Origin of the sequence: Lysinibacillus sp. 38-6 (assembly GCF_046245175.1) — a bacterium.
Taxonomy (GTDB): domain Bacteria; phylum Bacillota; class Bacilli; order Bacillales_A; family Planococcaceae; genus Lysinibacillus.
The window spans coordinates 641,009-655,805 of the sequence record NZ_CP176417.1 but is presented as its reverse complement, the minus strand read 5'-3'; the positions used below and the strand labels follow the sequence as shown (position 1 = coordinate 655,805).

Sequence of the window (14,797 nt, the reverse complement as noted above, 5' to 3'; positions counted from 1 at the left end):
TTTTTTTTGGAAGTATTTATCTACTACATTTCTTTAAATAGTCCTGACGCATCTCTTGCGGTACCATACTGCCCCCTGTAGCCCACACAAGATGTGTTGCTTGCTCCATCTTATCCAGTAAATGATGCTTCTGTAAAAAGTCTCGGCCGTTTGTCATTAATTGAATGGGCCCAAACATTCCTGCATGTGCAGATGGCTCTAAAAATAACCCTTCACTGTCCATCGCTAAAGCAAGCGATGTCAACAATTCTTCATCTTGCACTGTATAACAGCCGCTAATATATGTTTCCATCACTTTCCCAACGAATTTTGAAGCACGACCTACAGCTAGACCATCCGCTTCTGTTTTATTGTCTAAGCCAATATCCTCTACACTGATTTCGTCGTGTAACCCTGTCATTAACCCAATGGTCATACAAGGGGATGCCGTTGGTTCAGCAAAGAAAATATAGACGTGCTGACCAAACATTTCCCGTAAACCATAGGCAACCCCACCTGGTCCACCACCGACACCACACGGTAAATAAACGAACAATGGATGCTCGGCATCGACTGGAACGTTTGTCTTCTCTAATTGGACTTTTAAACGTTTCGCTGCTACTGCATAGCCGGCAAATAAATCTTTGGAATTTTCATCATCAATAAAGTGGCACATTGGATTTTGCGCAGCTTCCCGCCTTCCCTGCTCTACTGCGACACTATAATCCGCTTCATATTCTATGACCGTTGCCCCTTTTTCTCTTAACATTGCTTTCTTCCATTGTTTTGCGTCACTGGACATATGTACAACGACATTGAAACCTAATTTTTTGCCCATAATGCCGATACTGAGCCCTAAGTTACCTGTAGAACCTACTGCTATTGTATAGTGCTGGAAAAATGTACGGAGTTCCTCTGTGGCCAACACTGCATAATCATCTTCTTTTGTTAACTTACCATTCGCAAGTGCCAGGCGCTCAGCATGTTTTAATACTTCATAAATGCCACCGCGCGCTTTGATAGAACCTGAGATTGGCAGTTCGTGATCACCTTTTAATAAGAGTTGACCAGGAATGGATAGATGAAAGTGTTTTTCGAGCGCTGCCTTCATGCCGTTCATTCGGTGAACGGCAGATTCAATAAAGCCATTGCTTTCCTGCAGTTCAGGAAACGCCACTCTTAAATAGGAAGAAAAGCGTTGGAGCGTTTCTTCCGCATCCTCCACTTCCTCCATTGAAAAAGATGTTGAACTTGCCTTTTCCATCCATTTTGTATTTTCCCAAAATACAGTTTCCCTCTTTTTTATGTTTAAAAGCTTCGGAAATAGCTGAAATAATTCGTCTTTTCGTTTATTTTCCATCTGCTGTATCCTCCATTTTTTGTGCTAAAATTGCTCGTTCACAAATTTGTCGAAATTTCATTTCAAACAACATATTGTTTTCTTTCGTTCTTTTTTTCGGTCCTTTGGTTCGTCCCCCTGCGCGTCTAATCTTTTGACCAACATGACGCATATCGAGCAAACGTTCGATATTTTCATTAGACATTTCCCTGCCATTTTGATCAATGGGATACCCACCACGGGCTAAAACCATAGCGGCTAAACCATAATCCTGTGTAATGACAATATCGTGTTTTGAAAGCGCATTCACTAGCGTAAAATCAACCGAATCTGGACCCTTCGGCACAATTATTGTTATTACATTTTCACGTTCAATACGATGTGATGTATCGCAAAATAAGATTGTTTCAATCTCAAACTCAGATGATATAGATAGCGCCAAATCCACGACTGGACAGGCATCAGCGTCAATTAATACCTTAACAATAAAGCATCATTCCTTTCTCATAATTAGATGAATCAAGCACTCTGATATTATTTTAATATATCTTTTTCTAAGCTCCGATTGCTCATTTTTTCACAAAGTCAAAAAGTATTTTATTGAATAGTGTGACAAATAGATATACGATACACCTATCAATCATTTGGAGGTTTTCATTATGACAACAACAACTGTAAGTAACGATCAATTGGCAAAAGAATATGTTGATGGCGTGTTTGAGCAACTGAAACAACAAAACAGTCATCAAGCGGAGTTTTTACAAGCAGCTGAAGAGATTTTCATTTCATTAGTGCCTGTATTTGCACAACACCCTGAATATATTAAAGCAAATATTCTTTCACGTATCGTTGAGCCTGATCGCATTATTTCTTTCCGTGTAGCATGGCAAGATGATAACAACCAAGTGCAAGTAAATCGTGGATATCGAGTACAGTACAGCAACGTAATGGGGCCTTACAAAGGCGGACTTCGCTTCCACCCTTCCGTAAATGAATCCATTATTAAGTTTTTAGGCTTTGAACAAATTTTTAAAAACGCTTTAACTGGTCAACCAATCGGTGGTGGTAAAGGTGGATCTAACTTTAATCCTAAAGGTAAATCCGATTCAGAAATCATGCGTTTCTGCCAAGCATTCATGACTGAATTATACCGTCATATTGGTCCAGATGTCGATGTTCCTGCTGGTGATATCGGTGTAGGTGCTCGTGAAGTAGGTTATCTATGGGGTCAATATAAGCGTTTAACAAAAGCAAACGAATCAGGTGTGCTCACAGGTAAAACACCTGGCTACGGTGGTTCATTAGCTCGTAAAGAAGCAACAGGTTACGGTACAGTATACTTTGTTGAAGAAATGTTAAAAGACGTAAATGACTCATTTGAAGGTAAAACAGTGGTCGTTTCGGGTTCTGGAAATGTTTCTACTTATGCAATCGAAAAATCGCAAGCTTACGGTGCAAAAGTCGTTGCTTGTTCTGACTCTTCAGGCTACATTTATGATCCAGAAGGTTTAGACCTGGATGCAATTAAAGAAATTAAAGAAGTAAAAGGCGACCGTATTTCAACTTACGTAGAATACCGTCCAAATGCTACATTTACAGAAGGTTGTACAGGTATTTGGTCGATTCCATGTGATATTGCACTGCCTTGTGCAACACAAAACGAAATCAACGGCGACGCTGCTCGTACATTAATTTCAAATGGTGTAAAAGCAATTGGTGAAGGTGCCAACATGCCATCTGACCTGGAAGCCATTAATGAATTTTTAAATGCTGGCGTATTATTCGGACCTGCAAAAGCAGCAAATGCTGGCGGTGTAGCTGTATCTGCACTAGAGATGGCACAAGATTCAAGCCGTGTATTCTGGTCATTTGAAGAAGTAGATGCGAAGTTACACCAAATTATGAAAAATATTTATGCCGATAGTAAAGCCGCTGCAGAAAAATATGGCTACCCAGGGAACTTAGTTGTTGGGGCTAATATCGCTGGCTTTGTAAAAGTTGCGGACGGCATGCTAGCTGAAGGTATCTATTAAAAAGTTTATTCGGTCTTTCTAACATCTAGTAACTAGAATGAGCGATTAAAATTTTTGAATTTTCTTATTTCCTTATAAGATGATAACGAATATTCGTTATCATCTTATTTTTTTGTTGAAAAGAGTTTAATAAATAAGCATAACAAAGATTAAAACGAACATTTTTTATATTAAAGATTTAAAATATTCGTGTTACAATAATAAGGTACTATAAAATATTGGAGGGTTTTTTGTGGAATTATTGTATACAGGTAAAACGAAAAATGTATTTAAATTAGAAGATGGTCATTACCTATTGAAATTTAAAGATGATGTAACTGGTGAAAATGGCGTTTTTGATCCTGGCGCAAATACTGTTGGTTTAACAATTGACGGTGCCGGCCTAGCAGGTCTTCGCCTCACTTCTTATTTCTACTCAAAACTAAATGAACAAGGTGTCCCTACGCACTACGTAGATGCAAACTTCGACGATGCTACAATGACGGTTAAGCCTGCAACGGTATTTGGTAAAGGCTTAGAAGTTATTTGCCGCTTTAAAGCAGTCGGTTCTTTCCTACGTCGCTATGGCGCTTACGTTCAAGAAGGACAACCTTTAGATTCTTTCGTAGAAGTAACCATTAAAGACGACGACCGTCTAGATCCTCCAATTTCCGAAGATGCTTTAGCGATGTTAAACCTGTTAACACATGAAGAATATGCTATTTTAAAACAACGCACAATTGAAATTTCTCAATTTGTTGCTGCAGAACTTGCCAAAAAAGGCTTAACTCTTTACGATATTAAATTAGAATTTGGCCGTGACGCTCACACGAATGAAATATTATTAATTGATGAAATTTCAGGCGGCAATATGCGTGCTTATAAAGGCGAACAATACATTGAGCCATTAGAACTTGAAAAAATTATGTTAGCTGACTAATAATTATCCCTTTCTAGGTATTGAATTGCCTAGAAAGGGTTTTTTGTTCTGATGTAGCCTTTTTAAGCTAAGAAATAAACCACTTCTTTATATTCCTATTAATTTCCTGTAGACGATAAGCATATTTATCACTTATGCTCAAAAAAGTCTGTTTAGATAATGTATCAATCTAAACGAATTTTTTTTGAAACTTTTCGTCACTTCACTCGTATAGTGAATGGGAAACAAGTTTATCATCTTAGGAGGTAGTTTAATGGAAAACTATAATGAAACAACACAACAAGAAAGGCCAAAGGTTAATCCGTTTCTGTCTACTTGGATGCATCCAAAGCAAACTGCACGCTACATGATTGATGCTAAATCGATTGGTTATGCAATCCTTGTTATGTCCATCGGATATATCGGTTCATTGCTTACAGGACTAATAGACAGTAATTTTTTGCTCGACGTATCCCCTTGGATTATCATGCTAATTTGTGTTATTTTAGCGCCGATTGCAGCAATTGTAGGAACAGCTTTCTCAAGTCTTATTTTTTGGGTATTTGGTAAATTATTCAAAGGTACTGCAACGTATTCCCAAATGTTTAAAGCATTTAGCTTAACGGCTGTACCATTTATTGCTGTCATTCCGTTCTATGTAATTTGGTTATTCACATCGCCTGAATCGTTAATGGATACGAACTTTATCGGTTCTGCCCCATGGATTTTTTGGCCAACTTTAATCGTAACAGCGGTTACGAGTGTTTGGTCATTTGTCACTTCAGTAGCCGTTGTAGCGGAAGCACATCAAATTTCCAATTGGAAAGCATTCTTCACTATTTTTATTCCTTCAGTAATTATCGGCATCGTAGTCTTTGTGCTTATTATTATTGTCATAATTGGCATAGTCGGCATTAGCATGATGTAAAAAAACTCCCCTCTCAAGCGAGAGCGGGAGATTTTTTTGACTTTAAACAGAAAGCATTGTTTGTTGTTGGAATAACTCTGATACTCCAGAGGCAACAGCAGCCCCACTCACAGCGCGCGAAACAATTTCAACGACACGCTCATCTAATGATTTGGGCACAATATATTCCTCCGTTAATTCTTCATCACTAACAAGTGAAGCAATCGCTTCTACCGCTGCTAGCTTCATATCTTCATTAATATCGGTTGCGCGTACATCTAAAGCCCCGCGGAAAATCCCTGGGAATGCAAGCACATTGTTAATTTGGTTTGGATAATCTGAACGACCTGTTCCCATAATACGCACACCCCAAGCTTTGGCATTTTCGTACGTAATTTCTGGGTTCGGATTCGCCAGTGCAAAGACCACTGGATTATCATTCATTGACGCAATATGCGCTTCTGTTAATAAATTCGCAACAGACACGCCGATAAAGACATCTGCCCCAACTAGAGCATCTTCTAACGTACCATGAATTTTATTTGGATTTGTTAAATGAGCCACTGCTTCTTTAATTGGATTCATGCCTTCTGGGCGACCTTCATAAATGATTCCTTTTGTATCACACATATAAATATTTTTATAGCCCATTTGCACAAGAATACGTAAAATGGCAATACCCGCAGCACCCGCACCATTAATCACAACTTTCATTGTAGCTACATCTTTTTTGACAATTCGATTGGCATTAATCATGCCCGCTCCGACAACAATTGCCGTACCATGCTGGTCATCATGAAAGACAGGAATATCACATTCTTGACGTAGGCGGTCTTCAATTTCAAAGCAACGTGGTGCAGAAATATCCTCTAGATTAACGGCACCAAATGTTGGCGCAAGCGCCTTCACAATGCTGACGATTTCATCCGTACTTTTCGTATCTAAACATATTGGAAAAGCGTCAACATTGGCAAAACGCTTTAATAAAATGGCCTTCCCTTCCATCACTGGCAATGCAGCTTTTGGCCCGATATCACCTAGCCCTAACACAGCTGTACCATCAGACACGATCGCAACCATATTGCCTTTCATTGTATAGTCATAGACAAGCGATGGATTTTTTTCAATTTCAATACATGGTGCCGCTACACCTGGTGAATAGGCAAGGCTAAGATCATACGAGTCTTGCACAGGTACCTTTGAAATCACCTCTAATTTCCCACTATAATGCGCATGCATATCTAACGCCTTTTTCATAATATCCATTCAATCCGCCCCTTTTTTAAGTTTTTAATGTATGTCAGAATCATAATACTTTGTGAAATCATAGTCAACACAATTTCCATAAAAAACATTATTTCCTTTGGTACGACAGCATTTTACATCGAAAAATACAAAAAATAGTATTGTTATATATTTCACAATCTATTATTTTGAAATAATAAATAAATCTTTAACTCGATTGTAAAATGCACTTATAACAGCGCTAAGCCTGTTCAACTTTTCACATAGTATTTTTCTGCAGTAAATGAGAAAAATTTCACAAACTTTTGTAAGCGCAACCATTGATATCGCAACCTCAGCCACATTTTCTTCACATTTTTTCACAAACATTTTTATTATTAAACCGAAAATAATTTACGTTTTACCTTTTTCTCGATATTATAGGCTATTTCTTAAAGAGTGTTTTGATAGTGGTTTGGATTTATTTTGAATTTTTTTGAAACTAATACTAGAGGTCATTCGTATAAGCATGAGGGGGTGATGATACTATGGTATTTACATCAAAAAAAGACTTATGGATGGGGATTGTCATTTGGACATTGATCGCCGCATTTATTTGGATTTTTTATCAATCCGCTTTTGTTCAAATGAATATTTTAGGAATAGTTGTCATGATTGTCATGATTTATTTACTGGGCACAGTATGGTTCAAAACTCGATACAAAATCGAAAATAATACACTTCACATATCATACGGATTAATAAAAAAGGCTATTGCTATCCAGGATATCCAATCAATTCGGCAGACAACAAATCCTTTTGTGGCTCCATCACTTTCCATTCATCGGATTGAAATCAATTATGGAACTTATAAAACGATTCAGATTTCCCCAAAAGATATACCGGCAGTTGTAGGTGAGTTGCAAAAAAAGAACCCATACATTCAACTCGATAACTGAATTTATGAAAACGTAAAAAGCTGAACTTTACGTCAAATAAAAAAAGTCCTTCGTGGAAGGACTTTTAGTGTGGAGACAAACGGATTGAAGTAGTCCTGCAGAAAAAACACGCAGTGTATGTCGCAGCCTTTCCACACGCAAGTAGCGGATTACGGAGCATTCGTTTGTAATGGAAATCAGCTGCCGTTAAGTGCTTAGGACTCCTGCATAAATTGCTTTGTAAATGCGGTTATAATATGTTTGGACGACCATTGTTCCCCAGACACCTTTGTAATGGGGTAATCACGACGAAAAATAGCTTTCGTTATTGCTTCCACCGAGTAGCCTTCATGATAGAGCTTATGGATTTCCCCTTGCAACTCCTCTAAGTAAGCTATTTTTTCAATTATTTTCGCCCGACCATTCGCTAGAAAACCTGCATGACAGCAATAAATTTTATCAAAATCATAGTGTAATAGCTTCTTTAACGACGCCAAAGTATGTACAATGTTTTCCTCTTCAAGCACAACCTTTGTTTTCGTTTGTATATATAAATCACCGGTAAACATAGCCCCTGTTGCGCGCTGATAAAACGACAAATGGTCCGTTGTATGGCCTGGAGTGGCGATAATATCCCATGTGCCTGTTTTCGTTTCAAGCGTATCCCCAAATGGCTGTGCATGAAATGCAGGTCGCTGGCCCCATAGTACTTGACGGTAAAGCGGATAGTTCCCGTCTGTCGCACAAGCCGTAACGGACTCATGATGAACATAAATAGGGACATCCTTTTGTTGCTGTATCCATGCGGCATTTCCCGAATGATCCTCATGGGCATGCGTTAAGGCAACTTGCTCAACTGGTAGCTTATGAAAAAACGATTGAAACTCCTGTGCTAGTGAGTTAGAGCCTGTATCAATAAGCAAGCCATCCACATAAAAGCTATAAACACTCATGCCAAATCCTTGAGTCGCTACTTTGCCAAGCGCACATTGCACATCCTCATGTTGTTCGATTTCAATACTAGTATCTAATTTATACATACCGCTCCCCCTTCCCCTTTGTACAAAAAGTGTAGCATAAAATGAATGGTGAGTCATTTTTTGGCGTAGACAAAATGCATCGTTGATTTAATCTGTTTAGCTATATTTCGTACATGGATAATGAATGCGATATTCATAAAGCATATTAAAAGTGCGCCAATAAATAGTAAAATCATTTGTTCAACATACATAAGATGCATAAGGAAAGTCCAGCTAGCCAGTACTACAACGACAACCCACTTGTATTTTTTCATAAAATCAGTCGTTGTCACGCGTAAATGATTTCGTTGCTCCATGGCCAATAGGATATGGCCAAATTGCAAAAGAATCAATAAATCAATGATCCCTGTAAATATTAACAGCCAGTAACTAATGAGCGTATGTGCTGACACAAGTGACACCATGACAAGCACTAGCGCGATTACAATGAAGCGCTTCGCCAACGTTTTACCGTCAAAATAAGATAAGCTCTTTAACAAAGCACCGTAACTCAGCAATTGCTGTAAATAAGGCGCATAAGGAAACATGTTCAACAAAATTAATTTTAAAAAAAGTGCGATAGTTAGCCACTTCAATAGTTTTAACTGTCGCTGTTTTTCATGTCTTTCAATCATGTGGCAAGCTCCCCTCTGTTATTTTATCGATATCAAATGGAGCTTCCCGAAGAATCCATATTGGCAATACCCCTTCTGGCCCGCTTATCCCTACCATCTTTTGAAGATCTAAAGCGACTGCCTTACTTTGGAGTGAAATGGATATTAGCTGATCTTGTTTAACCGTAATAGGGAAATCTTCTGTCGTGTATGTCTTACCATTTACGTCTATTTCTTTGAATTCGATGCTTCCTTGCAAAATTTCAGGAATAAACACTTCGTCAAATACTGCATCCTGCATCATTCGAAACATCGCTGTTTGATTCCCATTATTCGAGCCAGAGGAAGACACAAAACTATAAGCTACTTCATCAGCTGGACGGTCAAAGTCCAATTGTAAATTTGTGGACAGCTTGTCACCATCATCTAATACAAGATAGATGGTATCACTGTTTATTAATTTTTGCATTTCGTCTTTATTGCCACTAAAATAGGCTGAACGCATTAACTGGTAGCGCCCTTGTTCTGTGACATCTGCTGGATAATAAAACAGAGATTGCTCCTGAGCTGGCTGTTCATAGTAGCGCGCGAATAAAGTTACTTCTCCTGCCTGTAAATAGTGCACAGCACGGTGATCGTTTTTATTTGTCACATAGTGAATAGTCAAGTCATGCCTTTCATTACCGCTGTAAAAATCATATGCAAGTGGCACTGTAATTGGCTGCGCTAATTGATTTTGCAAATAAAATGCACTATTGCCAAACAGCAATAGCACAATAAACCCTAGTGTCAGCACAAATTTCTTATCTGCCCCTCGTCGAATGGCTGTTGTCACCACAAATGCTGTTAACAGTGATAAGCCAATAGCACAAAGCCAGTAGAATGTTGGGGCAACCTTTACTATGCCTTGCTGAAAGGTTGCAAGTTGGAATACCTTTTCTTGACCGGTAATGAAATAGACCGCTCCTACTGCCATCATTTTCGGCACGATGCTCACCCCCTTTCTCTATTAAACTATAAAATAGCAAAATTAGCTTTCTTTACAAAAAAATTGTCCGCCTATACGTAAATAAAAAACGCCCACTAATGTGAGCGTTTCTACCCTACCTATTCATTTGTCCCTGTTTCCACATCATATGCTGTGATCCAATCACTGAAGCTACCCGTATAGAGCTGGATATTTTCGTAACCTTCGTCGGCCAGCACCGCATAGAGCGGAGACGCTGTAACACCGCTACCGCAATAGACGACAACATGCTCATCACGCGCAACTTTGGCACGTAGCGCATCATTTGCTCGTAATGATCCTTCAACTTTTAATTGCTCCCAATCAAAGTTTTTAGCTGTCGGAATATGCCCCGCTACTTTATCGAGCGGTTCAACCTCACCACGGTAACGAGCAGCTGCACGAGCATCTAACAATGTTGCAGCCTGTTCACCATCTACAATCGCTTTTACTGCTTCACGCGGCGCATAGAGATGATCCTGCCAATGAAAGTCAATTGTTGTTGGCGCATATGTCACAATATCCTTTGTGAACGTCACTTTTTGTTCCAGTGCAGGTGCTCCACCATTGACAATGACAACATTCGGGAAGCCTGCATACGTTAACATCCACCAAGCTCTTGGTGCAAAGGGGGATGCCCCTTGATCGTATACGACAATTTGATCTTCATAACGCAAGCCTAAATCTTGAAAAACAGATGTGAGCTTTTCCTTACTTGGCATTGGATGACGGCCATTTTCGCTTTCCATATCCGATAAATGCTGCTCTAAATCCATATACACCGCACCTGGAGCATGACCATCATTAAATGCTTGTTTGCCCGCCTCTTTGTTTTGCAAATCATAGCGAGCATCTACGAAACGGACTTCTTCCACTTGGATTTCATCAACTGTTTTGAATACTTTTCCCATGTCTATCACCTCATGCATATTGTAATTGTGCGTAAATGGATTTCCACGATGCAAGTCGACTTTCTTCTTGTAATACAAGTCGTTCAGTAGCGATTTGCTCTAATGCCTGATGGTAAATATGCAGACGTAATCTTTCAGCTTCTTCACCGATAAACGCAATGGCCCAAGTCATTAACGATACTTTTTGTCCATCTAAATAGTTTTGGGCATCTGGTTTTGTTAATCCCTCTAACGCATCACTTAGTTTCATTTTTTCATTTTTCTCAAAGAACGCTTTTTGATTGCGGAAATGAGATTTCACACTTGCATATTTGGAAATATCGGCAAATGGACCTTCAAATGCTAATAAATCGGGTTCTGATGATTCAAATGCTAAGAACGAGAAGCTACGGTTCATTTCTTTTAATTCGCGGACTTCATCTTTAAAGCGCTGTTGCATTTTCTTAGCAATAAATTGTGCTAGTCGGAAGTTGGTCACGCGCATTTCTTGTGTAAAGTCAAAACGTAAGCTTTGTAACACTTCTTTTAATGCATGTTCTAATGCTTGCTGTGCAGGCATAGCAGCAAAAGTAGACGGATTATAGCCTTCTTTAAAGAATTCAGGGTAGCGATAATACACACGCTGTAAGACGTAATACAGTAATTCATCTAGCTCTTGCTTTGTCTCACTTTCCATCATACTTGTATTTAACACATTAAATTTAGATTGAATGTGCTGTTCAAGCGTTGTTAGCTCGGCTAAACGTTCATCTTTACGTTTTAAGTTTTCTTCTGTTTGCGCGATTAAATCACCTAAACGTTGCTCTGTTTTATCAACCTCTTCAGCAAGTGCCTGCACCGCTAATGCACTTAATTCCTCATTTAAAAATGTATGGAATGCATCTTCAAACGGTGGCATACCCGATGCAAATGATCCACCTTCTACTTTTTCTTTTAACGCCATTAAGCTTGAGACGCCGTATAGACGTGGGAAGCGAATGCCGAAGCGTTGTAATTCTGAACGAACATAGCCTTTGACATCTTCTTGCTCCTCTGCTGTTGTTGCTAAATCGATCGCGTTGACGATAAAGAACATTTTATCCAGTTCAAACGCATCTTTGACACGACCTAATTGGATTAAAAACTCACGGTCCGCTTTGGCAAACGCATGATTATAATACGTAATAAATAAAATGGCATCTGCATTTCGAATATATTCAAATGCTACCCCCGTATGACGGGCATTGATTGAATCTGCTCCCGGTGTATCAACAAGCGTTACACCCATACGTGTTAGCGGACTATCATAGTAGAAGTCAATATTATCGACGAAGCATGATTTATTTTCTTGTGCAACAAATTTTTCAAATTCTTCACGCGCTACTCGTAGCACTTGACCAAGTTCCGATTTAAATGTTGGATAGCCTTCTTTGTATGCACGAATAAATGATTTATGCACATTTAAGCGTTCATCTGTAAGCTGTACAGCCAATCCTTCATCTGCGCGACTAAATGCCTCTTCCAACGACGCAACACTTAAGCCAATTGCCGCGTAAGAACCTTGGATGTCCTCAAGCATTTGCGCAGCTGTTTTTAACTGCACATCAGCTGTTTCATGAGGATGCTCTGGTGTTACGGGACGAATTTTATTAATGGCCGCTGTTGTTGGGTTCGGTGATACTGGTAGCACTTTTGCACCCATTAATGCATTTGAGAAAGACGATTTCCCCGCACTAAACGCACCGAATAACGCAATAGTAAAATCTTTTTTCTGTAATCGCTCTACTTTATTTTCCAAATAACTCGCTACTTCAGCAAAGCCCTGTACATCTTTTACTGCATTCGCTGTATGCAATGCGCGCTGAATAACGCCATCTACAGGTAAGTTCGATGCACTAACTGCTTGCTGTGCTTCCTCTTGCTGTACCATTTCTTCTTTTGGCTTTAACATCGATTCATCAAATAATCGAATATCCGCTAAGTCTTGCTCAAATGCTTTATCCCAAAGTGTCAGTTGAGCATTTGCTTCTTTACGAATTTCATTGCTTGCTTGGTGCATCACACTTGCACTGTATTGTTGATAGCCTTCAATTTCAAGTACAGCTTGAATAGCATCTACTTTGTCCTGCATGCCAGCCATTTTCAACTTCGATGGTGCAGCCGTTTCGCTTGCCACTGCTTGTAATGTGGATGCTTGAGCATCTTTCCACACATCTGTTTCTTGAATATAAAATCGTTTTGTTGCCTCCGCGACACGGTTAGCAAAATTCAGCACCGCATCCCCTGTTAATAGTGCGCCTGCTTGGACTTGCTGTTCAATTAGTGAAAATGGAAGCTCAAACACATAGTTATCTACAGCTGTAGCGCGTTCTTCACTTAAAGCACCGACATCTTTTAATGCCTTTTTCATGAGCCCTTTTAAGTGACCTGTAATTTGTGCATGGACAACGGTTTGATAGGCATTATACGCATCTTCTTTTCGACGATTGCGCTCTTCTTCCGTTTTTTTCTTGGCAGTAAATAATCCACCGACTTTAAATCCTTCTTGCTTACTTTCTAAGTAAAGTCGTAGTTTATCTCGCACATCTGCTGGCATAATGGCCGCATTGGCAAGTAATTCTTTGCGTTCTTCTTCAAATGTTTCATTCCAAGCTTCCACTGAGAATAATTCTACTTGACGGCTTAATTTATTGTATTGCTCTAAAATATCTTGATGGTGTGCCCAATCATCGGCACTTAAAATATCCTCGTCGATTGCTAAACGGTCTTGCTTTTCTTCCATTAAGTAATTGTCATGCTCGCTTTGCAAGAGACGAAGTGTATTCGTTGCTGTTTGTACAAGCTGATCTTGCCAGTCGTTCATACTATCCATAACAATTTTTTTCACTGCTTCAAAATCATTATTTGGATGATCTGGCTCTCTTAAAGAAGTGAAAAACACGCCTTTTGGTTCAACACCCCATGCAGAAAACGAATTGTGGACCGTTGCTTTAAAGTCTTCAAAGCTTAATTCATTTTCCTTATGTTTATCAATCATATTAACGATTAAATAAACATTTGGATTGTATTTCATCAATTGTTTTGTAAATTGAAAGTTTAATTCAGATTGAACATGATTATAGTCCATTGTATAGAATACAATATCTGCAATATGAAGCGCTGATTCAGTAGACATACGGTGCGCATCATCTGTCGAGTCAACACCTGGTGTATCCATTACCGTTACGCCAAATGGTAAAGACGATGCGCTATGGCCGATTTCAATTTGTGATACGAGATCACCATTTTTACTAAGTTCTTTCACTGTTTTAAAATCATAGCCTGCTTCAAACTTTACGGGCTTTTCGTTGTGCATATAGACGATCGCATAATCTTCTTCCGACTTATGGACCTTTACGATATTGGCACTTGTCGGAATCGGACTAGATGCAAGTAAATTCTCTCCAGATAAAGCGTTAATCATACTTGATTTCCCAGCAGAGAAGTGGCCAGCAAAGCCGATGACATACTCTTTTTGTTGTAATTTACGGGCAAATAGTGAAGTCTTATCCATACGCTCTGTATCACCATTATGCTGATATATTATGTATTGTAATGAAGCTTGCTTTAAAAGCCCCTCTAGTTGTTGGTCAAATTCTTTCATAAAACGTAAACCCCTTTACCCTTTTAATTATTCACAATTAGTATTCTACCTTATTAGATATGCAAAGTATAACACTAATTTACTTTGAAAAGCATATATATCAAGGTTTCAGACGTAATAATCGTCAACAAAGTCATGTTTATCCAGTATGTGTTCCCATCATTCTTTTAAAAAATCTACTATATTTCACTTCATAATGGATGCTTAACTAAACTAGTCGTGATTTTTTTCATATTTTAAAAGGTAGAACTACAGTTCAAAAAAGCGATTGAAATAATAATTCCAGCTTCTAGGGGCACAAATAAAT

Annotated in this window: 12 protein-coding genes; 4 read left to right on the top strand and 8 right to left on the bottom strand. The window is 38.9% G+C overall.

The genetic code is table 11. The features are described 5' to 3' along the window. Positions 1-16 precede the first annotated feature (16 nt). Together ACKVEV_RS03415 and ACKVEV_RS03410 are read right to left on the bottom strand one after the other, a co-directional pair. Entirely contained in the window at positions 17-1,339 is a 1,323-nt protein-coding gene (locus tag ACKVEV_RS03415) for a D-serine ammonia-lyase (RefSeq protein ID WP_409368997.1), read from the bottom strand. After that, positions 1,329-1,805, bottom strand: coding sequence for a DUF188 domain-containing protein (locus ACKVEV_RS03410; protein WP_409370492.1), 477 nt, complete (start codon positions 1,803-1,805; stop codon positions 1,329-1,331). The genes ACKVEV_RS03415 and ACKVEV_RS03410 overlap by 11 nt, the downstream gene beginning before the upstream one ends. A 172-nt stretch (positions 1,806-1,977) precedes the next feature. On the opposite strand from ACKVEV_RS03410, the gene gdhA reads away from it, so the two are divergent. From gdhA to ACKVEV_RS03395, 3 genes are all read left to right on the top strand, one after another. After that, entirely contained in the window at positions 1,978-3,351 is a 1,374-nt protein-coding gene (gene gdhA, locus ACKVEV_RS03405) for an NADP-specific glutamate dehydrogenase (RefSeq protein ID WP_409368996.1), read from the top strand. Between the two features lie 232 nt (positions 3,352-3,583). Further along, positions 3,584-4,270 (top strand): phosphoribosylaminoimidazolesuccinocarboxamide synthase, encoded by a 687-nt coding sequence (locus tag ACKVEV_RS03400; protein ID WP_409368995.1) that lies wholly within the window; start codon positions 3,584-3,586, stop codon positions 4,268-4,270. 253 nt (positions 4,271-4,523) lie between these two features. Continuing rightward, positions 4,524-5,177: a YIP1 family protein gene (locus ACKVEV_RS03395; protein ID WP_409368994.1), complete on the top strand. Its 654-nt coding sequence runs from the start codon at positions 4,524-4,526 to the stop codon at positions 5,175-5,177. Positions 5,178-5,219: 42 nt separating this feature from the next. On the opposite strand, the gene ACKVEV_RS03390 is transcribed toward ACKVEV_RS03395, so the two are convergent. Next, on the bottom strand, positions 5,220-6,422 hold the full coding sequence (locus tag ACKVEV_RS03390; RefSeq protein WP_409368993.1) for an NADP-dependent malic enzyme: 1,203 nt from the start codon (positions 6,420-6,422) through the stop codon (positions 5,220-5,222). 506 nt (positions 6,423-6,928) lie between these two features. Between ACKVEV_RS03390 and ACKVEV_RS03385 the strand changes: the two genes are divergently transcribed. Then, positions 6,929-7,339, top strand: coding sequence for a PH domain-containing protein (locus tag ACKVEV_RS03385; protein ID WP_409368992.1), 411 nt, complete (start codon positions 6,929-6,931; stop codon positions 7,337-7,339). Positions 7,340-7,533: 194 nt separating this feature from the next. Here the strand turns inward: ACKVEV_RS03385 and ACKVEV_RS03380 are convergent, their stop codons facing one another. The 5 genes from ACKVEV_RS03380 to ACKVEV_RS03360 all read right to left on the bottom strand — a co-directional run bounded on the left by ACKVEV_RS03380 (position 7,534) and on the right by ACKVEV_RS03360 (position 14,490). Beyond that, on the bottom strand, positions 7,534-8,358 hold the full coding sequence (locus ACKVEV_RS03380) for an MBL fold metallo-hydrolase (protein ID WP_409368991.1): 825 nt from the start codon (positions 8,356-8,358) through the stop codon (positions 7,534-7,536). A gap of 53 nt (positions 8,359-8,411) precedes the next feature. Further along, positions 8,412-8,972, bottom strand: coding sequence for a hypothetical protein (locus tag ACKVEV_RS03375; protein WP_409368990.1), 561 nt, complete (start codon positions 8,970-8,972; stop codon positions 8,412-8,414). Continuing rightward, positions 8,965-9,939: a hypothetical protein gene (locus tag ACKVEV_RS03370; protein WP_409368989.1), complete on the bottom strand. Its 975-nt coding sequence runs from the start codon at positions 9,937-9,939 to the stop codon at positions 8,965-8,967. The genes ACKVEV_RS03375 and ACKVEV_RS03370 overlap by 8 nt, the downstream gene beginning before the upstream one ends. A gap of 119 nt (positions 9,940-10,058) precedes the next feature. Further along, positions 10,059-10,868: a sulfurtransferase gene (locus tag ACKVEV_RS03365; protein ID WP_409368988.1), complete on the bottom strand. Its 810-nt coding sequence runs from the start codon at positions 10,866-10,868 to the stop codon at positions 10,059-10,061. Positions 10,869-10,878: 10 nt separating this feature from the next. Beyond that, entirely contained in the window at positions 10,879-14,490 is a 3,612-nt protein-coding gene (locus tag ACKVEV_RS03360; protein WP_409368987.1) for a dynamin family protein, read from the bottom strand. Positions 14,491-14,797: the final 307 nt, after the last annotated feature.